The organism is Streptosporangium sandarakinum, assembly GCF_013409935.1.
Taxonomy (GTDB): Bacteria; Actinomycetota; Actinomycetes; order Streptosporangiales; family Streptosporangiaceae; genus Streptosporangium; species Streptosporangium nondiastaticum.
This window is the reverse complement of the sequence record NZ_JACCCO010000001.1, coordinates 3,702,541-3,725,957: the sequence shown is the minus strand read 5'-3', so window position 1 is coordinate 3,725,957 and position 23,417 is coordinate 3,702,541. Positions and strand designations below refer to the sequence as shown.

The 23,417-nt window shown below is 73.3% G+C and carries 16 protein-coding genes; 11 read left to right on the top strand and 5 right to left on the bottom strand.

All coding sequences use genetic code 11. From position 1 onward, the window contains the following. Positions 1 to 10: 10 nt before the first annotated feature. Positions 11 to 988, bottom strand: a complete 978-nt coding sequence (locus HDA43_RS16860) for an NAD(P)-dependent oxidoreductase (protein ID WP_179821840.1) — start codon at positions 986 to 988, stop codon at positions 11 to 13. A 64-nt stretch (positions 989 to 1,052) separates the two neighbouring features. Beyond that, positions 1,053 to 1,454 (bottom strand): DUF7144 family membrane protein, encoded by a 402-nt coding sequence (locus tag HDA43_RS16855; protein ID WP_179821838.1) that lies wholly within the window; start codon positions 1,452 to 1,454, stop codon positions 1,053 to 1,055. 291 nt (positions 1,455 to 1,745) lie between these two features. Here HDA43_RS16855 and HDA43_RS16850 point away from each other — a divergent pair, with 291 nt between their 5' ends. Together HDA43_RS16850 and HDA43_RS16845 are read left to right on the top strand one after the other, a co-directional pair. Next, positions 1,746 to 5,216, top strand: a complete 3,471-nt coding sequence (locus HDA43_RS16850; RefSeq protein ID WP_179821836.1) for an AfsR/SARP family transcriptional regulator — start codon at positions 1,746 to 1,748, stop codon at positions 5,214 to 5,216. 219 nt (positions 5,217 to 5,435) lie between these two features. Then, complete coding sequence (locus tag HDA43_RS16845; RefSeq protein ID WP_179821835.1) at positions 5,436 to 7,028, top strand: MFS transporter; 1,593 nt, start codon at positions 5,436 to 5,438, stop codon at positions 7,026 to 7,028. A 411-nt stretch (positions 7,029 to 7,439) separates the two neighbouring features. Here the strand turns inward: HDA43_RS16845 and HDA43_RS16840 are convergent, their stop codons facing one another. Further along, entirely contained in the window at positions 7,440 to 7,805 is a 366-nt protein-coding gene (locus HDA43_RS16840) for a hypothetical protein (protein WP_179821832.1), read from the bottom strand. A gap of 43 nt (positions 7,806 to 7,848) precedes the next feature. On the opposite strand from HDA43_RS16840, the gene HDA43_RS16835 reads away from it, so the two are divergent. The 6 genes from HDA43_RS16835 (at position 7,849) to HDA43_RS16810 (ending at position 17,250) form a co-directional block, all read left to right on the top strand. Then, a complete protein-coding gene (locus tag HDA43_RS16835) occupies positions 7,849 to 8,775 on the top strand; it encodes a DUF8094 domain-containing protein (RefSeq protein WP_179821830.1) in 927 nt (308 codons plus the stop codon). 63 nt (positions 8,776 to 8,838) lie between these two features. Further along, the gene (locus HDA43_RS16830; RefSeq protein WP_179821828.1) at positions 8,839 to 10,767 is read left to right on the top strand and encodes a hypothetical protein; all 1,929 of its coding nucleotides are present in this window, start codon (positions 8,839 to 8,841) and stop codon (positions 10,765 to 10,767) included. Continuing rightward, positions 10,764 to 12,698 carry a hypothetical protein gene (locus HDA43_RS16825; RefSeq protein WP_179821826.1) on the top strand — a complete coding sequence of 645 codons (1,935 nt, stop codon included), beginning with the start codon at positions 10,764 to 10,766 and terminating at the stop codon, positions 12,696 to 12,698. Before HDA43_RS16830 ends, HDA43_RS16825 begins: the two co-directional genes overlap by 4 nt. 50 nt (positions 12,699 to 12,748) lie before the next feature. Then, positions 12,749 to 13,741: a MinD/ParA family ATP-binding protein gene (locus HDA43_RS16820; protein ID WP_179821824.1), complete on the top strand. Its 993-nt coding sequence runs from the start codon at positions 12,749 to 12,751 to the stop codon at positions 13,739 to 13,741. Positions 13,742 to 13,809: 68 nt separating this feature from the next. Beyond that, positions 13,810 to 14,517, top strand: coding sequence for a hypothetical protein (locus HDA43_RS16815; RefSeq protein ID WP_179821822.1), 708 nt, complete (start codon positions 13,810 to 13,812; stop codon positions 14,515 to 14,517). Between the two features lie 1,938 nt (positions 14,518 to 16,455). Then, on the top strand, positions 16,456 to 17,250 hold the full coding sequence (locus HDA43_RS16810; RefSeq protein WP_179821820.1) for a glycoside hydrolase family 16 protein: 795 nt from the start codon (positions 16,456 to 16,458) through the stop codon (positions 17,248 to 17,250). 148 nt (positions 17,251 to 17,398) lie between these two features. Here HDA43_RS16810 and HDA43_RS16805 read toward each other — a convergent pair whose 3' ends face one another. Both HDA43_RS16805 and HDA43_RS16800 read right to left on the bottom strand, forming a co-directional pair. After that, positions 17,399 to 19,159 (bottom strand): ABC transporter ATP-binding protein, encoded by a 1,761-nt coding sequence (locus HDA43_RS16805; RefSeq protein ID WP_179821817.1) that lies wholly within the window; start codon positions 19,157 to 19,159, stop codon positions 17,399 to 17,401. Positions 19,160 to 19,382: 223 nt separating this feature from the next. Next, positions 19,383 to 19,895 (bottom strand): GNAT family N-acetyltransferase, encoded by a 513-nt coding sequence (locus HDA43_RS16800; protein ID WP_179821816.1) that lies wholly within the window; start codon positions 19,893 to 19,895, stop codon positions 19,383 to 19,385. A gap of 244 nt (positions 19,896 to 20,139) precedes the next feature. Between HDA43_RS16800 and HDA43_RS16795 the strand changes: the two genes are divergently transcribed. The 3 genes from HDA43_RS16795 to HDA43_RS35080 all read left to right on the top strand — a co-directional run bounded on the left by HDA43_RS16795 (position 20,140) and on the right by HDA43_RS35080 (position 23,386). Further along, positions 20,140 to 21,576, top strand: coding sequence for an LCP family protein (locus HDA43_RS16795; protein WP_312873322.1), 1,437 nt, complete (start codon positions 20,140 to 20,142; stop codon positions 21,574 to 21,576). A 94-nt stretch (positions 21,577 to 21,670) separates the two neighbouring features. Then, positions 21,671 to 21,859, top strand: a complete 189-nt coding sequence (locus HDA43_RS36720; protein ID WP_218911753.1) for a helix-turn-helix domain-containing protein — start codon at positions 21,671 to 21,673, stop codon at positions 21,857 to 21,859. A gap of 96 nt (positions 21,860 to 21,955) precedes the next feature. Further along, positions 21,956 to 23,386: a sensor histidine kinase gene (locus HDA43_RS35080; protein WP_179821814.1), complete on the top strand. Its 1,431-nt coding sequence runs from the start codon at positions 21,956 to 21,958 to the stop codon at positions 23,384 to 23,386. Positions 23,387 to 23,417 lie beyond the last annotated feature (31 nt).

Below are 23,417 nucleotides of genomic sequence, written 5' to 3'. Positions count from 1 at the left end.
CGGGGCGTCGTCACGTGCCGTGTTCCGGGGACTCGTGTTCCGGGGTTTCGTCTTCCGTGGTCTCGTGTTCCGGGGTCGCGTGCTCCGCGGTCCCGTGTTCCGTGGTCTCGTGTTCCGGGGGGTGTTCGGAGTGGTGCTCCGAGCGGAGCAGTTCCACGACCGCGCCGAGGTCGGCGTCCCCCCAGCCGCTCGCGGCCGCCTCCTCGTAACGGCGTTCGACCGTCCGGGCGATCGGCAGGTCGAGGCCGAGCGACCGGGCGAGCTCGATCACGAGCCGCAGGTCCTTGGCGCCGAGACGCGTCGTGAACCAGCCCTCGTGGTCGCCGTGGAAGATGTCGTCGAGCCGGTTGCGCATGCCGGGGGCGACGGTAGACCACTGGTAGAGGAAGTCGTGCAGCATCCTCTCGTCGACCCCGGCCGCCTGTCCCGTGGCGACCACCTCGGAGACCAGGGCCACACCGGACATGAGCAGGTGGTTGTTGAGGACCTTGTAGACCAGGCCGGCGCCCGGGTCCTCCCCGCAGTAACGCTGGACCGAGAAGACGTCCGGCCACAGGAGCCGAAGCCGGCCCATGACCTCCCGATCCCCGCTCAGCAGCCCCATGGCCTGACCGGCGGCGAGCGCGGCCGGTCCCCCGACGACGGGGGCGGCCACGAACCGGCGCTCCGGCGTCATCTCCCGCAACTCCCGGGCCGTGGCCGGTGACACGGTGCTCATGCCGACGACGACCGGCGGGTCGGGGCCCATGTGCGCCGCGAGACGGGCCAGGACGTCGCGGCACGCCCGGTCGTCGGTGAGCGTCATCAGGACGGCGTCGGTGCCATGGGCGGCCGCCTCGGGGCTGGACGCCTCCTCGGCTCCGGCCCGGACCAGCTCTCCGGTCCTGCCCCGGGTACGGTTCCAGATCCGCACCACGTGTTCGCGGGCGAGCAGCCGCCGGGTCAGCGCCGCGCCCATCCGCCCCGTTCCCAGCACCGCCACCCGCATGTGCCGCTCCTCCCAGGCCGCCGGTTCCGCGGCCGTCCCGTCGCGCCGTGACCGCCGACGGCTGCTAGGCCGTTCTCTCCATCTCGTGCCCGTGCACGACCAGGGCGTAGATCACGAGGATGTCGATCGCGATGACGATCAGGGACCACCAGGGATAGGCGGGGATGAAGAGCATGTGCTCGATGGCGTTCAGCGCGGCGAGCACGACCGCCACGACGCGTGCCCACGGCTGCCCGGCGATGAGGGCGATGCCCACGGCGATCAGGAGAACGCCGAGGATCAGGTGGATCCACCCCCACGCCGGCAGGTTGAGGACCAGCACCTGGTCGCCCGTCTGCACGTAGAGGGCTCCCCGGAGTATGGCCGACAGGCCCGTGATGACGTTGAAGACGCCCACCAGGATCATCATCACCGCGGCGAACCATATCCAGCCGAGCCAGCCGCTCGCCCGCGCGCCGTATGCCATGCCGACCCCCGTTTCCCGCGGGTCGCCGTGAGGGCCGTCCCCGCGCCGGCGCCCATCCCTCGGCACCCCTCGGCACCCCTCGGCACGCCGAAGACTCGATGCCGAAGAACAGCACCCCCAAGAGACAATTCCCCCGTTTTTCGCCATTTCACCGCTTTGTCGGGTTCTTTCCGATTCCCTGACGGCGCATCAGCGGCGTCCCCCCGGCGGGCCGTCGGCTCCGGGGCGTCCCGGTGATCCTCCGGCCGCCGGAACGCCCTGTCCGGGCGCCCATGATGGAGAATCGGAGTCGTGCGGTTCGGCATCCTCGGCCCGACGGAGGTACGGCTCACCGGTGGGCGCCCCGTGCCTGTCGGCGGGCCGCGGTTGCGCGCGCTACTGGTGCTCCTGCTCCTCACCCCCGGCCGGGTGGTGACCACGGCCCGGCTCATCGACGGCCTGTACGGTGCCGACCCGCCCGCGGGCGCCGGCAACGCCCTCCAGGCGCAGATCTCCCGGCTCCGCCACCTGCTGGACGCCGCCGACGCGGGCGGCGGTACGGCCGGAGCCGTGGGCGACGACCCGGACGGCGGCACGGGCAGCGGCACGGATGACGATGTGGACGGCACCGCGGACGGCAGCGGCGGCGGGATGGTGACGCGCCACCCCGCGGGCTACCGGCTCGCCGTACCGCCCGAAGCCGTGGACGCGCACCGTTTCGAGCGGCTCGCCCGGCAGGGCCGCGCCGCCCTGGTCTCGGGGGAGCACGAGCGGGCCGGGGTACTGCTCGGCGAGGCCCTGGGCCTGTGGCGGGGGCCCGCCCTGGCCGACGTCCTGGACGCGCCGTTCGCCGCCGCGGCGGCCGCCCGTCTGGAGGAGGCGCGGATCGCCGTCGCCGAGGACCACGCCGAGGCCCGGCTCGCCCTCGGCCGGCGCCGCGAGCCGACCGCGGATCTCCGGACGCTGGTCACGGACCTCCGGGAGCTGGTCACGGCCCATCCACTGCGCGAGCGACCACGCGGTCAGCTCATGCGCGCACTGTACGCGTGCGGCCGGCAGGCCGAGGCGCTCGCGGTCTACGAGGACGTCCGCACGCGGCTGGCCGACGAACTCGGCGCCGACCCGTCGCCGGAGCTGAGCGCGATCCACCTGTCCGTCCTCCGGGCCGCCCTGCCCGTTCCCGGACCGGACGTCCCCCCGGCCGGGGACCGGGGTCCGTCCGGCGACCTCCCCTCGGCCGGAGACCGGAGCCCACCCTCCGGGGACGGCGTGACCGCGCGGGCCGGCGTGCCCGCGCAGCTCACACCCCTGGTGGGCCGCGCGGACGAGTTGGCGCGGATCCGCGGGCTGCTCACCGGGGCCCGCCTCGTCACACTCACCGGACCCGGCGGCACCGGCAAGACCCGACTGGCGGTCGAGGCGGCCGCGCACGGTCACGACGATGTCTGCTTCGTCGAGCTGGCGCCGCTCACCGACGGCGCCGCCGTGCCCCACGCGGTGCTCGGCGCGCTGGGACTCCACCAACCCGGGATGCTGCCCACCCCGGGCGGAGCCGTGCCCGATCCGGTCGCGAGGATGGTCGCCGCGCTCGCCGAGCGGCGGACGCTGCTCGTCCTGGACAACTGCGAGCACGTGGTCGAGGCCGCCGCCGCGCTGGCCGCCGGGCTCCTGGGCGGCTGCCCCGGGCTGCGAGTCCTCGCCACCAGCCGCGAGCCGCTCGGCATCACCGGTGAGACGCTGTGCCCCGTCCCCCCGCTCGCGCTCCCGCCCCCGGAGACCCCCGCCGCCGAGGCGCTCGGCTTCCCGGCCGTCCGGCTGTTCGCCGAGCGGGCGGCGGCCGTACGACCCGGGTACGCGGTGGAGTCCGAGGCGGACGCGGTCCTGCGTGTCTGCCGGGCCCTCGACGGCCTGCCGCTGGCGATCGAGCTGGCCGCGGCCCGTCTGCGGTCGCTGACGGCCGCCGAGGTCGCCGCACGGCTGGACGACCGCTTCCGCCTGCTGTCCCGCGGCAGCCGTACGGCCCAGCCACGTCACCGGACGCTGCGGGCGGCGGTGGAGTGGAGCTGGGACCTGCTCGGCGAGGACGAGCGGACGATGGCCGGACGCCTCACGGTCTTCGCGGGCGGCGCCACGCTGGAGGCCGTCGAACGGGTGACCGGGCTGCCCGACGCGATCGACCTGCTGGCCGGTCTGGTGGACAAGTCGCTGGTGGAGGTGGTGGGCGACCGCTACCGGATGCTCGACACGATCCGCGCCTTCTGCGCCGAACGGCTCGCCGAGGCGGGAGAGGAGGAGGCGCTGCGCCGGGCGCACGGCGAGTACTTCCTCGGCCTGGCGGAGTCCGCCGACCCGCACCTGCGCGACGCCGGGCAGCTCGAATGGCTGCGGCGGCTGGACCGGGAGTACGAGGACCTGCGCGCCGCGATGCACCGGGCGGTCCTCCCTCCGGGGGCCCCGGGGTTCCCGGGCTCCCCGGAAACCTCCGGTCCTGCCGGCTCCTCCAGATCCCTCGGCTCCCGCGGCTCCTTCGATCCGGTGTTCGCGCTGCGGCTGCTGTCGGCCCTGACCCCGTACTGGTGGCTGCGAGGGTTGCGGGGCGAGGCGGCCGCCCCGGCCCGGCGGCTCCTCGGCCGGATCGGCCTTCACCCCCCGGCCGGCGCGGAGGAGGAGTACGCCCTGTGCGTGTTCCTCGCGGCGTCGGCGGGCGGGTACGACCCAGGGCTCAAGCCTCACGTCGAGGCCGCCCGGTCGATCCTCGCCGGCCTCGACGGGATGCCCCGGCAGCCCTTCGCCCTCGTGGTCCAGGCGGTGGTCCTCGGACTGCCGGACGAGGACCACCACCTGCGGTCCATCCGGCGGATGGACCGGCTCGGCCCGGACCCGTGGACCCGCGCGCTGATCAACTTCGGACTCGGCTACCACTGGTGGTCGAACGGGCGGCCGGTGGAGGCCGAGCGTGGTTTCGAGGCGGCCCTGGAGAACTCCCGGTCCATCGGCGACCGCTGGGGAACGGTCACCGCGCTCACCTCGCTGGCCGAGCTCGCCATCTGGCGGAGGGACGACGGCAGAGCCGCCGGGCTGGTCGGCGAGGCCATGTCCCTCGCCGAGGAGCTGGGCGCCACCACCGACCTGGCCGACCTGCTGTGCCGTCGCGCCGAGCTGGACGTACGGGCGGGAGACCTGGACGGCGCTCGGGCCGGATACGAGCGCGCGGCCGGGTTCGCCCGCCGGGCGGGTGATCCGGCGGCACTGGCCGGCGCCCGCCTCGGCCTCGGTGAGGTCGCCCGGATCCGCGGCGACCTCACCGAGGCCCGCGCCTGTTACAAGGCCGCTCTCGCCGGATGCGACCTGGAGGGGCACCTGGCCGAAGAGGTGCGCGGGCGGCTTCGCATCGCCCTGGGCCGGCTCGCCGAGATGGAGGGCGACGCCCGCGAGGCGCTGGACCGGCACCTCTCGGTGCTCTCCGGCACGGCATGGCGGCGCAACCCGCCGCTGGCCGCCCTCGCCGCGGAAGGTCTGGCGGGCGTCGCCCTGCTGGAGGGGGACGGCGAACGGGCCGCCTTCCTGCTGGGTCTCGGGGTGGCCCTGTGCGGCGCCTCCGCACCGGACGGCCCGAACGACCCGGACATCGCCCGGGTCGGAGCCGGGGCCCGCTCCCTGGTCGGTGACGCGAGGTTCGAGGCGGCCCACCGGCGGGGCGGCGGCCTCACCGTCGGCCGGGCGCTCGCCGCCCTCGACCGGATCCGCGCCGGCGGCGGGCTGCCGTCCACGTCCGGGCGGTGACCCGCACGCCGCGGTCCGGCCGCCGGCCGGACCGCGGTTCGCGCCTCGCCGAAGGCCCCACGGACCGCGAGCCGTTCACGGTCGAAGGATCGCCGCCGCCCGGACCGCGAGCCACCCGCGGTCAGAGGTCACCGTCGCCCGGACCGTGGTCCACGGGCCGTCGGAGGCCCGTCAGCGTCCGGTCAGCCGGCCGTAGGAGAGACCCGCGACGCTGCGTCCATGACCTCCCCCACGATCTCCCCGTCACGCAGGTGGGGCACGCTGGTGATCGCCTGCCTCGCCATACTGCTCCTCTCCGTCGATCTCACGGTGCTGCACCTGGCCGCGCCCAGGCTGGCCGAGGACATGCGGCCCTCCGCCACCCAGTTCCTGTGGATCGCCGACGTGTACGGCTTCGCGCTGGCCGGGCTCCTCGTCACCATGGGCAACATCGGTGACCGGATCGGGCGGCGGCGGTTGCTGCTGTTCGGCATGGCCGCCTTCGGGGCGGCCTCGGCGCTGACCGCGTACGCGCCGACCCCGGCGTGGCTCATCGCGGCCCGGGCGCTGCTCGGTGTCGCGGGCGCCACCATCATGCCGTCCACACTGTCGATCATCCGGAACGTCTTCACCGACACGAGGGAGCGGGCCACCGCGGTCGGCGTCTGGAGCAGCGTCTCGGCGCTGGGGTTCGCCGTCGGTCCGCTGGCCGGCGGGCTCCTGCTCGACCACTTCTGGTGGGGCTCGGTCTTCCTGATCAACGTCCCGGTGGCCGCGCTGGTCGTGGTGGCCGGCGCCTTCGTGCTCCCCGAGTCGCGCAACCCCCGCCCCGGCCGGATCGACGCGATGAGCGTGGCGCTGTCCGCCGCGGGCGTCGTCGCCGTGATCTACGCGTTGAAGACCGCCGCCCACGACGGCGTCACCGGAGCGGAGGTCTGGGGGGCGGGGGCGTTCGGCGCCGCCGCGCTCATCCTGTTCGTCCGGCGCCAGACGCGGCTGGCCGAGCCCCTCATCGACGTCCGGCTCTTCCGCCGCCGCGCCTTCTCCGGGGCGATCGGGGCCAACATGATCGGGGTCTTCGCGATGCTCGCGTCGTCCCTCACCTTCGCCCAGTACTTCCAGCTCGTCCGGGGCTGGTCACCGCTGGTCTCCGGGCTGGCGAGCCTGCCCGGCGGCCTGGGGGCGGCGCTGGGCGGGACCCTGGCCTCCGGTCTGGTCATGACCGTCGGCCGGGCCCGGGTCGCCGCCCTGGGGCTGGCGATGACCGCCGCGGGGTTCCTCATGTACGGCCGAATGGACGCCGGCACCGGTTACGCGTACCTCCTGGCCGCGATGCTGGTCGCCTCCACCGGCACGGGCCTCGCCTTCACGGTGACCAATGACACCGTCCTGGCCTCGGTGCCCAGGGAACGGGCGGGCGCGGCGTCCGCGATCGCGGAGACCGCGCAGGAGATGGGCGGCGCGCTGGGCATCGCCGTACTGGGAAGTGTGCTGAACAGCGTCTACCGTGGCCGCCTGGAACTGCCCTCCGGGGTGCCGCCGGAGGCGGCGCGTCAGATCGGCGAGTCGCTCGGCGGGGCGCTGGAGACCGCGGCCGCCCTGCCTCCGGCGCTGGCCGGGGCGGTCACCGGGGCGGCACGGCGGACGTTCGTCACCGCCATGCAGCTGACGGTGCTGACCGCCGCCGCGCTTCTCGCGCTTCTCGCGGTGGCGGTGCTGTTCGCCCTGCGCGGTGTCCCCAAGGTGATCCCCGAGGTGGTCCTCGACGACCGAGGCGGGGCGCACCCCGGCGGCCCGGAATACGAAGGCCGTTCATATCGGTCGCCGGCCTGAGAGCCGAGGCCGGAACCGTGAATGCGGCGCCGCCCGTCGGTACGGCGATCCCCCACAAGAGTGGCAATTCACTACAAGAGGAACGTCAAACCCGCCGGAGATGAACATTGGATAACAAGAAAGGCCGAACCCCCAGGACGCCGCACCCGTCACGGCCGGCCGGCGGGGCCCGGACGCGTCCGCCACCCATGGAACGGGCCAGCGGGCCGGGATTTCGGACAGTCACTTATAAGAATTAAGAACTAATTAAAACCTAATAACCATAAGTGATGATTACCCGCCCCCTTTACCTTCCCTATGGATCACGGTCAGTCTAATATTTGGACCTATGTCATGGCGCGCATCAGATTTCCCAGATAGGAACGCTGGTTCCGCCTACCCCGCAGGATCTTCCCGTGGACAGGAATTCGATCACCTGTCGGACTGGCACCCGTCGCGGCTGCTCGCATTCGACCCACGGAAGCTCATTCTGTTCGGTGCAATTCTGGTGATCTTGATCGGCGCGGGGGTCTGGTTGACCACCTCGAACACCCCTCGCCCCGGCGCGCTGGCCGCGGATCCGTCATCCGCGCCGCCCGACGCGGACTGGGGGCCGAGGTCTTCCCCGGCCTCCGCCTCCCCGTCGGAATCCGTCTCGTCCCCTTCTCCCTCCGTCCCCGCCTCGTCCCCCGAGCCGGACGCTCCCAGCTCGTCCGGCACACCGGAGAAACCCGAGAAACCCGAGAAGAACGACAAGCCCGGCAAGGCCGGTACGAAACCCGCGGTTCCGCCGTCCACGGCGCCCAAGACCGACGCCGGCGAGGGAACGGAGACCAGGGCGGTGGTGCCTCCTCCCCCGGTCTCCTCCCCCTCCCCGGCCGACTCCTCGGCCAAGGGCGGCTCGGCCCAGCTCACCGCCAAACAGGCGTATCGCATCCACAGCGACTACCAGCGCGGGCTGTCGGCCGCCCAGCGAGACCTCGACCAGGCCGCGATGGGCAAGTTGGAGGGCGGTCTCGCGGTGCAGATGACCCGGGCCGGTTTCAAAACCGCGGAGATGGAAGGCAGCTCGGTGGCCGCGGGAATATGGCCCAACCCGCGTGTGTGGATCCCCCGCCACGTCGCGGGCCGCCCCGACTGGTTCGTGGCGATCTCCACCAAGCCCGGAGTGGGCCGGGTCGCCGACCTGATGAGCTCCACCCCCGACGGCTGGCGGCTGGTGGCCTCCGCCGCCGACACGCGGCCCACCCCCGACCGGTTCCCCGTGATCGCGACCGACGACGACGGCTACGCCACGAGCCTGTCCGAGAACGCCACGGGCCTGGTCGCCACCCCGCGCCAGGTCGTCGACGCCCACCTGGCGAGCATGGAGCGGGCCGAGATCGACCCGATGTTCGCCGACGGGCCGTGGACCAGCGACATCGCGCTGTTCTGGCAGGAGGAGCGCGCCCAGCTGGAGGACGCCGGCTGGAGCCTCACGCTGTCGTACCTGCCCGAGGGCCCGGTGCGCGCGTTGCGGACCGCCGACGGGGGCGCCCTGGTCTGGTACGGGGCCCGCTCGACCGACACGCGCAAGGTCGAACGGCCGGGGGCGCGGGTCGCGCTGAAGGGGGCGGCGGCCGTGCGCACCGGCAACAGGTCCTTCGCGCACTCGGCGCGGGCCTCCTACGGCCGCATGTACGTGACCTACATCCCCCCCGCCGGCTCCCCCGATCCCGTCCGCGTGCTGGGCGACTGGAGCGAGGTCCTGGAGGGCCACGGCGACTGACGTACCACCGAAAGAAGAGGAACGTTCATGATGACACCCTCACGTAGGGCCTCACGCGCGACGGTGATCACCGCCAGTGTCGCGATCGGCGTGTTCGGGGCCGGCGCCGGGCTGGGAGCCGTCATCGCCACTCGGTCCGACTCCGCGGGCCCCTCCGAAGCAGGAGGGATGCGCCTGGTCGCGGGCACCTACCGCCTGGACGACCGGATCGGTGCCTGGACCGCCCTGGGGGCGTCCGGCGCGGGCCGGCTCTCCGGAGGCGGCCAGGCCGCCCAGGGCGCCGCCACCGGCAACACGAAGGTCTGCCTGGCCGCGACCACCGACGGACACGCGATCGCGGGCGGGGCGAGCGGCTGCGTCGCGCTCCCGGCCGTGGCGGGAGCGGTCGGTGCACTGCTGCGCCCGGGCACTCCGGAGAACGCCGCCAAGTCGGCTCCGCCCCCCAAGGAGAGCTCCGCGCCGAAGGCCAGCGAGAAGACGAAGACCCAGCCCGTGCCGAACCCGCCGGCCGCCCCGCGCGCGCAGCAGCAGGACGCCGCCCCTGTGCAGCAGCCTCCCGCGAACACCCGCCAGGTGGCCGCCCAGCCGCAGGCCCCCGCCCCCAAAGCGCCGCCGCCTCCCAAGCCCGCCCCGACGGAGCAGGTGGGCCGCAACCTCTCCGAGAACGGCAGCAAGATCCAGCAGCCGGCCGCCGAGCAGAAGCAGGAGGTCATCGCGCCTCCTCCGCCGCCTCCCTCCCCGCGGAACGACGCCCGCCCCTCGAACGGACCCGGCACCCCTCCCTCGAACGGACCCGGCACCCCTCCCTCGGACGGGCCCGACGTGGCGCGGCCGTCCGAAGGCTCCCGGACCCCGCCGCCGTCGGCGTACCCGCGTTCCCCCCGGAAGGGCGACCACGACCATCGGGGCCGCTCCCCGCGTGACGGCTATTCGATCCGTACGGCCCAGCCCTCGCCCAACGACCGGTCGCGGTGGAACCGGCGATCCGGCCGGCCGTCGGCCGACCCGCGGGTGAAGGCGTGGCCCTCGGGGAACCCCCACACGGCGTCCCAGCCACCGAGCGCCCCCCGGGTGGAGACCCAGCCACCGGCCGACCGCCGCATGGCGACCCAGCCACCGGCCGACCCGCGCACGGCGAACCGGCCCTCCGACGCGCCCATCGGCACGCGGCCGACCGGCGTCCTCACCCCGGCGGCGCCCAACAGCACCATGAGGCCGATCGTTCCCGCGGGCCCGTCGACGCCGGCGAACCCGGCCCCGCAGCCGGCGAGCTCCGCCCGGCAGCCGGTGGACCCGCGGCCCTCCGCCCGGATCACCCCGGTCCCCCTGCCCTCTCCCCAGGACCATCTCCCGCCCGCCGACGACACACAGCTCCCGCCGGTCGACCAGAACGCGCTCCCGCCCACCGGCCAGGACGCGGTCCCGCCGAACGACCGGAACACCGACCCGAACGCCGACCCGAACAACGTCCCGCCGACCGGCCAGGACGCGCGGCCTCCGGCGGACCGGTCCGCGCCCCGAAGCGAGGCCCCCGACCCCTCCGCCTCCACCCTGCCGATCTTCCGGGACCCGGAGCTCATGCGGCGGGCCCAGGAGGCCCTGGGGCTGGACAAGAACATGCGTTACACCGACGAGAACGGCGTGTGGGACCTCAACATCGCCCCGCCCGGCACCCCCGAGTGCCGGAACTACTCCGAGGACGAGCTCGCGAACCTGGACACGTCCCGGAGGGGCTTCGCGGTACCGCGTGACTCGTGCGCGTGGCCCGCGTTCGTCCGCTGGCTGTACGCCGACCCGGCTCCCGGCCAGGTCAGCAACTGGACCAAGTTCACCGGCCTTCCCGAACGCAACCTGGAGCTCGTGGTGACCGACCCGTCCGACGTCCAGCCCGCTCAGCCCGGCACCGGCCAGGTCGAACCGGGCCAGACCGAGCAGGACCAGGTCGAACCGGGTCAGGTCGAGCAGGACCAGGGCGAGTACTCGGGCTCATGAGCACGTCCCCCGGAGCGGGGCGCGCCGTGCTCGGTCCCGGCCAGGCCGCGGCCTGGGTGGGCGAGCACGGCGCACACCTGATCGACTACGCCGTCCGCCACCTCCCGCCCGACCGGGCGGTGGCGGCGGCGTCGTCCGCGCTGGCCGCGTGCCGGAGCGGACCGGCGCCCCTGGGTGTCACGCCCCGGGGGCGCCTGCTGGCCTTCCTCCGGCGGGAGTGCCGTATCTCGCCCGGCTACCGGGCGGGGTACGTGCCGGATGCTGACATGCCGGGAATGCCGGAACGCCGGCTGATCGAGCGCGCCTGGACGATCGTCGATCCGCTGGGCGCAGAGGCGCTCCGGCTGATGTACCGGCACGAGCTGACCACCGAGGACCTCGTCCACGCGCTGTCGATCTCCATGGAGGAGGTCCCCGGGCTCACGACCCGCACCCAGGACCTGATCGAGACCCTCGTGAGCGGGCTGGACTCCCTCGCCCACGGCCGTTCCACCTGCCCCGACCTCGCCCCGCTGGCCGAGCGCGTGTTCCCCCGCGCGGGAACGGTCCCGCCCGCCACGGAGTTCGCGGAGGCCCGCGAGGACCTGCTGTCCCACATGGTGCGGTGCACCGTGTGCACGCGGCCGATCAACATCCGCTACACCGTCCCGCAGATGATCGCCCACCCCCGGGTCACGCCGCTGACCGCCGAGGTCAGGCAGCGACTCCTGGACTCCCTCCGGCCCGCCACGCGGCCGCCGGCGCCGAGGGCCGCCTCCGCCGCCCCGACCCCGCCACCGGGCGGGGAGACCGGCCCGGGAACCGCGGCACCCGCGTCATCCACCGCTCCCGCGGCTCCCATGCCCGCGCCGGTCGCGCCCACAGCGCCCGCCGCACCCCCCGCGTCCGCCGCGTCCGCCGTGCCCCCCGCACCCGTCGCGCCGCCGTCCGCGGAGACCGCCGGAGCCGGAGCGGCCGATCCCGGCCCGGTGCCGAGGTCGCAGGAGGACACCATGCCCGGCATCGCCGTACGGCGTCCCCGGCCGGGTCGCGCCAGGCCCCCCTACATGCCGGTCCGCCCCGAACGGCAGCAGGCCGACCGCGCCGCGCCGCGTCCCGAGCGCCAGGACCGCTCCAGGAACCCCTACCGGCCGGCCCTCCCGGACCGCTCCACACCCGCGCCGCCGTCACCGCCGAAGACCCGGCCGCCGTCCCCGCCCCCACCCGGCCAGGACACCCCGCTCTACAACGCCCTGCTCTCCCAGTCGTGGACGCGGGAGACCCGCACGCAGGACGCGGCGGCCACCGTCCCCTCCATGCCCGCGGTCACCGGCCGGACCCCGCCGGGCGGGCGCGGCACGCGGGCGGGGACGGACGCCGGGACGCACGACGGACCGGACGACGGGCCGGAGGGGATCCGGTTCGGAGCCGGGGTCCGGTTCGCCGAGGCGATGTCGTGGGCCGGGACGAGGCTCCGCACCACGACGATCAAGGTCGCCATCATCGTGGTCGCGGGCACGGCCGGCACGCTGACCGGGATGAGCCTCCTCGGGCCGGTCATCGGCTCCGAGGACCCGGCGGGTCCCCTGCAGTCGTCCGCCGCCACCGGGTCCGAGACCGCCCCGCCCACGGCCGCCGGCACCGCCCCCGCACCCTCGGGCGGGCTCGCCGGGCGGCTGCGCGTGCCGCCCGTCGTGACGCTGGACGAGTTCGGACAGGGCAGCCTGCTCCTCACCCTCACGGGCGAGCCGCTGGAGTGGCGGATCTCGGCTCCCGGACTGGCCGTGACCCCGTCCAGCGGCACGCTGCGGCAGGGCGAGACGAGTGTGATCGCGCTGCGCGCCCTCCGGGTCCGCCAGTGGTGCGGGGTCCCCGCCTCCGTCTCCGCCCCCCTGACCGTGTTCGGCCCCGACGACTCGGTGACCACGACGGTGCGCTGGCGAACCTGCTGACCGCCCCGTCCCCCAGCCTCATGCAAGTTCTACGCGAAAGGACCCCGGCTATGACGGAGACGCCCCCGAGGACGCAGCGTTCGCCGCACGGCCCGGCCGAGCAGTTCCACGACGTGATCCCGCTCACCGCGGAACACCTGCTCACCAACCGCCGCCCCGAGCCCACGGGCGGATGGCGGCGGCTCGTCTGGAGGCTTTCCGGTGGCCGGATCACCCCGGCCGAATCCTCCGCCGAACTGGAGCGCCGCACGCTGATGGCCCAGGCCCAGACGCCCGTCGCGAGCGGGCACCACCGGATAGCGGTCATGAGCCTCAAGGGCGGGGTGGGCAAGACCACGACGACCGTGGCGCTCGGCAACACGCTCGCCTCGTTGCGCGGTGACCGGGTCATCGCCATCGACGCCAACCCCGACCGCGGAACCCTCGGCCTGAAGGTCAAGTCGGAGACGGCCGCGACCATCCGCACCATGCTGGCCGAGGCCCCGCACATCCTCCGCTACGCCGACGCGCGCGCCTTCACCTCCCAGTCGTCGGCCCGCCTGGAGGTCCTCGCGTCCGACACCGACCCCGCGGTGAGCGAGGCGTTCAACGCCGACGACTACCGTACGGTGGCCGGGATCATCGAGCGCTACTACTCGATCTGCATCACCGACTGCGGTACCGGCCTGCTGCACGGCGCCATGGACGCGACGCTGGAGCTGGCCGACCAGATCGTGCTGGTCACCCTGGTCGCGGTGGACGGGGCCAGCTCGGCCGCCGCCACGCTCGACTGGCTCACCGCCCACGGGCACGCCGACCTGGTCAAGAACGCCATCGTCGTGCTGAACGCCGTGGAGCCGAAGACCGACGTCGACCTGTCGCTGCTGGAGCGGCACTTCGCCTCCCGCTGCCGCGCGGTGGTCCGCATCCCCTACGACCCGCACCTCAAGGAGGGCGCGGAGGTCGATCTCGCCCGGCTGCGGCCCACGACCCGGGGGGCGTACCTGCGCCTGGCGGCGGCGGCCGGCCAGGCGTTCGGCCAGCGTCCCGACCGGAGCCGCTAGTGCCGCCCGTTCCCGAGGACGCCGATCTCGACTGGGATCTGGGATCACCGTCCCGCTCCCCCCGACGGATGATCATCGTGGTCGTCTCGATCGTCGGGGCGATCCTCGCCGCGGTCTGGGCGTGGCACGTGCTGCGGCCCGGGGCCGAGCCCCCGACGGTGCGGGTGACGAACGCCGCCACCGACTCCGTCGTGCTCGCGACCCCCTCCGGGTACGAGGGTCAGGCCGGCTACCCCGTCGGGTTCCCCCACACCGAGCTGGGCGCGGTCTCGGCGGCGGCGGCGACCCTGGAGGCGGCCTGGACGCTGGACGCCGCCCAGGCCGAGCAGGCCGCGGTCCTGTACGTCCCGCCCGACCAGCAGGAGGCGGCCCGCGCCGGCGCCCGCGACACCGTCGCGAGCTGGCGAGAGACGCTCGGCCTGCCGAAGACCGGCGCTCTCCCGGACGGCGCCGCCATGCGGACGCGGACGATCGGGGTCCAGTGGCGGGTCCGCGCCCAGGACCAGATCCAGGTGTCCGTGCTGGTGCAGGTGACCGCCACCAAGGGCACCCAGGACACCGACCCGATCTACTCCAGTCCGTACGCCATGAACCTGATCATGACCTGGCACCCCGACATGCGGGCCGGGGGGAAGGGCGACTGGGTCAACATCCCGGACCCGTCCCCCGGCGCCCTGCCCGCCGTCGCCCTGCCCGGAACCCCGGAGTTCACCGCCGCGGGCTGGAAGTCCCTGTCCGCTCCCGACCCCTCTCCCGATCCCGATTCCACCCCGTAGAACGCCTGGAACGCGTAGAACGCCCACGGAACGAGGAAGACCGCACATGTCCCCACGCAGCTCACCCCGCCGCGTCACCCTGGTCTCCGGCCTCCTCCTGGCAGGGGTCTCCGCGGCGGTCGGCGCGGTCGTCGCCCAGCCCTGGTACGCCAAGGCCGACCAGGGCTGGACCGGCGCGTCGTCATCCGACCCGGCCGGCGGTTCCGCCATCGCCCCGGGTGAACCCCCTCCCGGCGGCCGGGAACGCGCGCCCGCGCCACCGGACGGCTCCTCCCGCGACGAGTCGTCCACCATAGAAGGATCGCCCCGGAGTGGAGGGGGCGGCTCCTCCCGCGACGAACCCACCACCGAAAGAGCGCCCCGGAGTGGAGGGGGCGGCTCCTCCCGCGACGAACCCACAACGGAAAGGGCGCCTCGGAGTGGAGGGGGCGGCTCCTCCGGCGCGGAGACCGGCACGTCCTCGCGCTCCCGCGGGAGCGGCGAGTCCGGCCCGGCCCGCGAGTCCGGTACGGCACACCGGTCCGGCTCCGATCGGACGCCGCGGTCCGATCCGGCGCCCGAGTCCCGCTCCGCGCCCCGGTCCGGGCCGGCCACCCGGTCCGAATCCGCGCCGAGGAAGGCGGAGGGCTCCCCCGGCACCGGCCGGAGGACGACGGACGGCTCCGGCCGCCCTTCCAGCCGTGACGCCGACCGCGACGCCGGGCGGGAGACCGAGCGGACCGAACGGAGCACCACGCGGGACGCCACGGAGAAGTCCGCGCCGAAGCGGAACGCGTCCAGGAGTTCCGATCCCGAGCCGCACCTCTCGACGCTTCCGGAAACCGGCCGAGCTCGTGCCGCGGTCCGGAGCACCGCGCCGCAGCCGGACACCAGGAGCAAGCCCGACTCCGACGACAAGGGCAAGGACGCGCCCGACCCCGGTGACGGGGGCAAGAAGGACTCCCCCGCCCCGGCTCCCAGCGCCACGCCCGAGACCACGGCGCAGCCTCCGTCCTCGGGAGGTGAGTCCCCGGCCCCGCAGACGCCCGAGCAGTCCCAGAAACCGGCGGAGCCCAAGCCGTCCCAGAGCGGCGAGAGTTCCACCGGGCAGGACGACTCGGGGAAGAAGGACACGGAGAAGGAGAAGGGCAAGTCCGGAGAGAAGGGCAAGGGAACCTCCAGGGACACCTCACAGGAAAAAGGGGAAAAAGCCGGTAAGGGAACGAAGGAGTCCTCCGAGAAGGAGTCCGGAAAGAAGGCTTCTGGGAAGAAGGACGCCGGAGAGTCGGCGAAGGAACCGTCCGGGAAGGGCGCCAAGGAGTCGTCGAAGAAGGCCACGCCCGGGGACGGCGCCCCGGACCGGTCCGGAAAGGCGTCCAGGAAGGCCCCGAAGGACCCGGCGAGGCCCTCTCCCGTCCCGACCGCCGATGACGCGGGTGAAACCGACGTCACCGGTGACGTGCCCGCCGTTCCCGACCCGGTCCCGCCCGCGCGTACGGCGTGGCCCACGGCCGATCCGACCGCGGTGCCCTTCCCCACCCCCGCTGTGACCCCCACCACCCCGGCGTTCTCCACCGGTCAGCCGGCCGCCGAGTCCGGCGCCGACTCACCCGCGTCCATCCTCGGAGTCCCCGCGACCAGGCCGGTTCTGCCGCTGCCCCCGCTGGCGCGCTCCTTCTTCACCTCGGGGATCGCGGGTTCCGGAGACTGCGCGTCGTGGCGGGATTCGGCATGTTGGAGTCTCGCGCCCTGGCATGGCCGTACGATCGGCTCCGCCGCGCCGCTTCCGGCCACCGACCCTCAGGCGACGTCCTGGGCGCCCCGGTGGGCCTTCGCGCCACCCGCATACTCCGTTCCCCTCGCGCCGAGCGGGTCCGTCCCGCGGCCCGTGACACCGGTCAAGGCCGGTTGCTGGGGCTTCAGTCCCTCGGCGCTCTGTGCCAGTTCCAAGGAGCAGCCATGAACCATCGATTACCGGCGCGGACGGCCGTACTCGGCCTGGTGACCGCGCTGGCGGCGGGCGTGATCGCCGCCGCCCCCGGCGCGGCGGCGTCCGGCGCCGCAAAGGCCGTCTGCGGCCCGGCCCCCACCGGCCAGGCGAGCGCGGCCGGGACCCTCGGCTGGGGCACGCCGTCGTGGTGCGCGGAGTTCGACGGCGTCCTCGACCCGGCCGACTGGGTGATCTACGACTCGGCCGGCCACGCCGGCAAGGGCCGTCGCTCCCCCGACCAGCTCTACGTCGGCAACGGCTCGCTCTACCTCTACGGCCGCGCCGACGGCACCACGGCCGGGATCGGCGCCCGCCACGAGCAGACGTACGGACGCTGGGAGACCCGGGTCCGGATGTACGAGGGCGGGGCGACCGCCTACCGCCCCCTCGCCCTGCTGTGGCCGCGGGACGGCGGGGGCGACGTGCTGAGCACCACGGGCGAGGAGATCGACTTCCTGGGGGTGTACGACCACCCGGGCAAGTGGCGCCCCAACTTCTACCTGCAGACCCCGCAGGGCGAGGAGCAGTCCTACTCCGACGTGGAAGTGACCACCTGGCACACCTACGCGGTCGAGGTCAGCCCGCAGGGCACGGTCGGCTACATCGACGGCAAGGAGTGGTTCCGCTCGGCCAGGCATACGACCGGTGTGATGCAGCCGTGCCTGCAGCTCGACTGGTTCCCCGGCGGAGGCACCGAGGGAGAGGCGTGGATGGAGGTCGACTGGCTGCGGGTCTATCCGCTGAACGCCGCCGGCACGGGCTGATCCCCCGCCGGGCGACCTGACCGGTATAGGGCGCGGGACGACGACCGTTCCGCGCCCTTCCTTCTTTCCGGCCCCGCCGTTCCCGCTTTCCGGCCCCGCCGTTACAGGCTCCGCCGTTCCCGGCTTCGTTCTTCCCGGCTTCGCCGCGTCAGGCGAGCTGGGCCTGCTGGAGTCCCGCGTAGACGCCGCGCAGCCGCATCAGCTCCTCGTGGGTTCCCACCTCCACGATTCCGCCGTCCCGCATGACCGCGATGCGGTCCGCGTTCCGGATCGTGGACAGCCGGTGCGCGACGACGAAGACCGTACGGCCGGCGACCAGCCGGGCCAGCGCCTGCTGGATGAGCGCCTCCGACCGGGAGTCCAGGGCGGAGGTCGCCTCGTCGAGGATCAGCACGCGCGGGTCGCGGATCAGGGCTCGGGCGATGGCCAGGCGCTGCCGCTGGCCGCCGGACAGCCGGGCCCCGCGTTCCCCGACGACCGTGTCGAGCCCGGCGGGCAGCCGTTCGACGAACTCCAGCGCGTTGGCGTCCCGCAGGGCCCGCGTCAGCCGCTCCTCGGAGACGTCGGCCAGGCCGTAGGTGACGTTCTCCCTGATGCTGCCCTCGAACAGGATCGACTCCTGCGGCACGACCGACATGAAACGGCGGTAGGTCCGCATGTCCACCGTCTCCATGTCGCGGCCGTCGAGCAGGATCCGGCCGGAGGTCGGCCGGAGGAAGCCGATGACGAGGTTGAGCACGGTCGACTTGCCCGCGCCCGACGGTCCGACAAGGGCGATCGTCTCGCCGGGCACCGCCCTGAGGGTGAGGCCGGTGACCGCGGGGGGTTCGCCGGGCTCGCCGTAGGAGAACCCGACGTCGCGGAACTCCACCTCGCCGCGCACCGAGTCGATCTTCACCTTGCCCTCGTTGTGCTCCAGGTCGGGGGCCTGGAGCACCTCGCCGATCGACCGGACCGACGCCAGCCCCTTGCTGATCACCGGGGTCAGGCTGAGCAGGGAGGTGACGGCGGAGGTGAGGGTGGTGAAGAAGGTGGTCAGCATGACCACGTCGCCGGCGGTGATCGGGATGACCTGGTAGTAGGCGATGAGCGCGGAGCCCGTCAGGAAGGCGACGCCCAGCGCGTTGAGCAGGATCCAGGCGAGGGCGCCGAAGCTGCCGTTGAGCAGGTCGAGCTTGAGTCCCTTGCGCAGCACCTTGGTCAGCGTGCCGTCCACGCGGTGCAGCGCGTCGCGCTCCAGGCCGTGCGCCCGGGTGATGGGGATGAGGGTGGTCATCTCGCTGATCCGGCTGGAGAGCGTCTCGACCTCGCGGCGGAAGCTCTCGTTGTCCTCCCGCAGGCGGGTGCGGAGCCGCATCACCAGGAAGGCCGCGGTCGGCACGACCACCAGCAGGACCGGGATCGCGGCGGGCACCCGGAAGGCGATCACCACGAGGCCGCCGACCAGCGTGGTGAGGGCCGAAAGGCCCATGTCGCTCGCCTGCTGGCTGGTCTGCTCGATGCTCTCGACGTCCCGGATGACCTTGGTCTGGAGTACGGCGGCGCTGACCCGGGAGTGGTAGCCGATCGAGAGCTGCTGCATGCGGCGGCAGAGCGCGGAGCGCAGGTTCACGCCCACCCGCCGGATCGCGCCGTGCATGCAGCGGACGTAGAGGAGGTGGAAGGGGTGGTTGAGGAGCAGCAGGGCGAGCAGGACGGCCGTGTTGCCCCACAGTTCGACGATGGGGCGGTGGCCGATCACGATGTTGATGACGTTCGCGGTGATCAGCGGCAGCAGCCAGGTGGGGCTGTGCTTGAAGAGGAAGGCGAAGACCGCGACGACGAGCTTGAACCGGTCTTCCTTGAAGAGGTAGGCGAGGGTACGGACGGGATGTTCGCCCCGATAGGAATGATCGAGAGCAGTGTTCACGAAACCCCCATAAGACGGTAAACCCAGCCCCAATCCTCTCTTGTCGATATTTCCTGTATATGACCGCCCCGCCACCGAAGCATGGCGCCCGCGAGGCACCCGGCCGCGCCCCGTACCGTCCCGCGAACGCCCCTATCCGGCCCCGTGAACGCACCCGGCCCTGCCCTGCCGTGCCCGGCGCCGCCCCGCGAACGCACCCTGCCGTGCCCGGCGGCCGCCCCGGTCAGCCCGTCGCGACGGGAAGCCTCCGCTCCAGTATCTGACCGGGCCACTCGCCCACCGTGAACGTCTCGGTCCTGGTGAAGCCCTGGCTCTCGTAGTAGCGCACCAGCCGGCCGTCGTCCCCGGCGTAGCAGTCGACCCGGACCAGCGAGACGCCCAGCTCCGCCGCCTCGGTCACGGCCCGCTCCAGCAGCGCGGCGCCGACGCCCCGGCCGTGGAACCGCCGGTCGTTGATCAGGACCTGCACGTACAGCTCGGGCTCGGCCGCCGGGGAGACGTACTCCATCGCGGGCCCGACGACGAGGCAGCCGGCGGGCCGGCCGTCGATCTCGGCGATGCGCATCCCGCCCGAGGCGGCCCAGGCGGTGGCCTTCTCGACACGGACGGGGTTGGTGGAGAAGGGCTCGCTGCCCCACTGCCCGGTACGGCCCCGTGCGGTCAGCCACGCCACCGCGCCGTCGAACATCGCCAGTACCGCCGGGACGTCGGCAAGACCGCCGACTCGGATAATCATCGGCGGATCATAACAAGGCCGCCCACTCCGGCCCCACCGCCCCGGCGGGCGCACCTCGGCACCCCCGTTCCGCCCGGGTCCGCGACCGGCCAGAACACCTCGTTCTTCACGAACGCCTAGCCAAAGGTCAAAAGGGTATATGCGCAATCCTTACTTGACTTTTACCTGGGATCTGTACACTCCCTCTGCCGGAATCCGGCCCCAGCCGAGGGCGTGCGCCCCGGCCAGTCCCCTTGGGAGTCACGTGAGCAACGGGTCGATGGACGCGCCCGCGGAACCTTCCGCGCAGACCGCGCCCGCGCAGCCCCCGGCGCGGGCCGGGCGGCGCCGCCGCCGGTGGCTCCGGTGGACGGTGGCCGGCGGCACCGCCGTCGTGGTGGCGGTGGCCGGGACGGCGGCCGCCGCCTACGTCAAGCTGAACGGGAACGTCAAGCGGGTCGAGGTCGGAGCCGAGGAGCTGGGCGCGCGACCCGCAAAGATCGCGACCAAGGCGATGAACGTCCTGGTGGTCGGCTCCGACCAGCGCAACGGCAAGAACGCCAAGTACGGCCGGGAGGTCGGCGAGCGGACCGACACGATCATGCTGGCGCACATCTCGCCGAAGCGGGACAACGCCATGGTCATCAGCTTCCCCCGCGACTCCATGGTGCAGCTCCCCGACTGCAAGGCCACGGGGGGCCTGCAGGGCCAGCGGGCGCACATCGGCATGATCAACGAGTCGTTCAACTTCGGCGGGATCGGCTGCACCTGGAAGACCGTCGAGTCGCTCACCGGGATCCGCATCGACCACTTCGTGAAGGTCGACTTCACCGGTTTCAAGAGCATGGTGGACGCGGTCGGCGGCGTCGAGGTCTGCCTCCCGGAGCCGATCCGCGACGTGAAGGCCCTGCTCAACCTTCCCGCCGGACGGCAGGTCCTCATGGGCGAGCAGGCGCTCGGCTACGTCCGCGTCCGCTACAGCCTCGGCGACGGCTCCGACATCGGGCGCATCCAGCGGCAGCAGATGTTCGTCGCCTCCATGATCAAGAAGGTGATGAGCGGCGACACGCTCACCGATCCCACCAGGCTCTTCGGCTTCCTGGACGCGGCCACCAAGTCGGTCACCACCGACTCCGGCCTCACCACGGGCGTCATGAAGGACCTGGCGACGAGTGCCAAGGGCATGGCCGCCGGGCAGATCCACTTCGTCACCACGCCCTGGAGATACTCGGCCACTCACCCGGGCCGGGTGGAGTGGGTGCAGCCGCAGAGCCGGACGCTGTTCCAGATGGTCGCGCGGGACCGGACGTTCGCCGGGTCCGGGATCAAGGGCGGGCAGACCAAGGTCTCCCGCTCGAAGATCCAGGTCGAGGTGCGCAACGGGACGAACCGCTCCGGCCTGGGGTCGCAGGTGGCCGTCCAGCTTGAGGAGCGGGGCTACCACATCTACAAGATCGGTGACGCGCCGCGTAAGCCGTACCCGAAGACCACGATCACGTACTCGCCGAACGGTGAGCCCGGCGTCCCCACGCTCAGCCGCGACCTGCTCGCCTCCACCGGCCGGGCGGTGCCCCGGGCGACCACGTCGAGGCTCATCCTGACCATCGGCGACGACTGGAAGGGTCTCAAGCCCCTCAGGACGAACGACACCGACAGCCTGAAGGGGTTCGACGCCACCCATGACTCCTGCGCGGGCGCCTGATCCCTCAATTCGGGCGAATAACTAGGGTTCCACCCATGTTGCACGGGAGCTGGGCGCGACCGGATCCGCCGCGCCCGAGGCTCCCGCCCCCGGCGTGCCGGCCCGCCTCACCCCCCAGGAGCTGCAGATCGTACGGCCGGCGGCCGGTGGCCTGTCCAACCGGGACATCGCCGCCCGGCTCTTCCTCAGCCCCCACACGGTCGGATACCACCTCTGCAAGGCGTATCCAAGGCTCGGCGTCGCTTTCCGGGGTGAATTACGGGATATTGTCCTTTTTGCGTAAAAAGCCACGAAAGGCATTCCCTCTTTACCTCCCCGATGGATGCCCGGCTCCTAGTGTTCGGTGAGTGTCCGACCGGAAGGAGACCGGAGGAGGTCCGTGGCCGTTTGGCGAGGTCCGCGTTCCTTACAGGGGCGGGCGACGCTCATCACCGTTCTGATCTTCGCGCTGGTGCTCGGGATCGGCGTGCTCGCGATGTCGGCGGGCCTGCGGTACAAGGCGCTGGGCACCGTGACGGACAACGCTTCCCAGGCGGCCCGGGTGGCGGTCAGGGAGGTCCGCCGGGGCTTGCCCGACGGGATCATCCCCACGAACACCGTCGGCCGGCTCCAGGCCGTCGACCGCGCCGGCCGGGTCGTCGCGGCCAGCCCCATGATGCGGGGGATGCCGCCGATCAGCCGCGTGTGGCCCGGCCCGGACGACACCCGCGTGGTGGACGAGCCCTGCGTGACGGTTCCCGGGGCCGGGCGGACGTGCTTCGTCGTCGTCGGCCTGCAGGGCAGCTTCTCCCCGCACGGCGACGTCATGGTCTACGCGGCCGAGCAGAGACCGCCCCTGCTGGTCGGCCACACCCTGGAGGGCGTGCTGACCGCCTTCTGCCTCGTACTCCTCGGGCTGGTGGGCTGGGGCACCTGGTGGCTGGTCGGCAGGGCCCTCGAACCGGTGCGGCGGATGCGCGCCGAGATGGCGGAGATCGCCGCTTCCGGCCTCAGCCACCGGATAGCCGTGCCCGCCTCCGGCAGCGAGCTGAACACGCTCATCGAGTCGATCAACAGGACCCTCGACCGGCTGGAGCACGCCAGGGAGATGGAGCGCCGCTTCGCCTCCGACGCCTCCCATGAGCTGCGCACCCCGCTGACCGGCCTGCGCACCAAGCTGGAGCTGGCACTGGCCGACCCGGAGGACGAGGATTCGGCGCTGACGATGCGGTCGGCGCTGAAGGACACCGAGCGGCTCCAGGCCGTCATCGACGACCTGCTCACGCTCGCCCGCCTCGACGCCGGGGCGCGGCCCGAACCCCGGCGCGTCGACCTGGCGGAGCTGGTCACCGGCGAGATGGAGCAGCGGCCGTCCCGGCACGAGGTGCTCATGCGGCTGCACCCGGGCGTGGTCGTCCGGGGAGACCGGCTCCAGCTCAGCAGGGTCCTGACCAACCTGCTGGCCAATGCCGAACGGCACGCGGCGGGCATGATCGAGGTCAACGTCTGCCAGAACGGGGACGACGCCGTGCTGGAGGTCGTCGACGACGGCCAGGGCGTCCCGGAGGCCGACCGGGAACGGATCTTCCAGCGGTTCACCCGCCTGGACACCGCGCGCAGCCGGGAGGCCGGCGGGACGGGGCTCGGCCTGTCCATCGCCAGGGAGATCGCGACGGCGCACGGGGGCAGGCTGTACGCGACGGACCGGCTGCGGGGGGAGGGCGCCCGGTTCGTCCTGCGGCTGCCGCTTTCCGGTGACGTGGAGATGCCGCCCGGCGGCACGGGGGACGCGCACCGGCCGGGAAAGCCGGGCAGGGCCCGGCGAGGCTAGGCGAAGGGCCCGCCGTACGGCGGGCCCGGAA

Bases quoted from the DNA above. Each gene is read 5' to 3' on its own strand.
- HDA43_RS16860 (WP_179821840.1), bottom strand. From the start codon at position 988: ATGCGGGTGGCGGTGCTGGGAACGGGGCGGATGGGCGCGGCGCTGACC.
- HDA43_RS16855 (WP_179821838.1), bottom strand. From the start codon at position 1,454: ATGGCATACGGCGCGCGGGCGAGCGGCTGGCTCGGCTGGATATGGTTC.
- HDA43_RS16845 (WP_179821835.1), top strand. From the start codon at position 5,436: ATGACCTCCCCCACGATCTCCCCGTCACGCAGGTGGGGCACGCTGGTG.
- HDA43_RS16825 (WP_179821826.1), top strand. From the start codon at position 10,764: ATGAGCACGTCCCCCGGAGCGGGGCGCGCCGTGCTCGGTCCCGGCCAG.
- HDA43_RS16820 (WP_179821824.1), top strand. From the start codon at position 12,749: ATGACGGAGACGCCCCCGAGGACGCAGCGTTCGCCGCACGGCCCGGCC.
- HDA43_RS16815 (WP_179821822.1), top strand. From the start codon at position 13,810: ATGATCATCGTGGTCGTCTCGATCGTCGGGGCGATCCTCGCCGCGGTC.
- HDA43_RS16810 (WP_179821820.1), top strand. From the start codon at position 16,456: ATGAACCATCGATTACCGGCGCGGACGGCCGTACTCGGCCTGGTGACC.
- HDA43_RS16800 (WP_179821816.1), bottom strand. From the start codon at position 19,895: ATGATTATCCGAGTCGGCGGTCTTGCCGACGTCCCGGCGGTACTGGCG.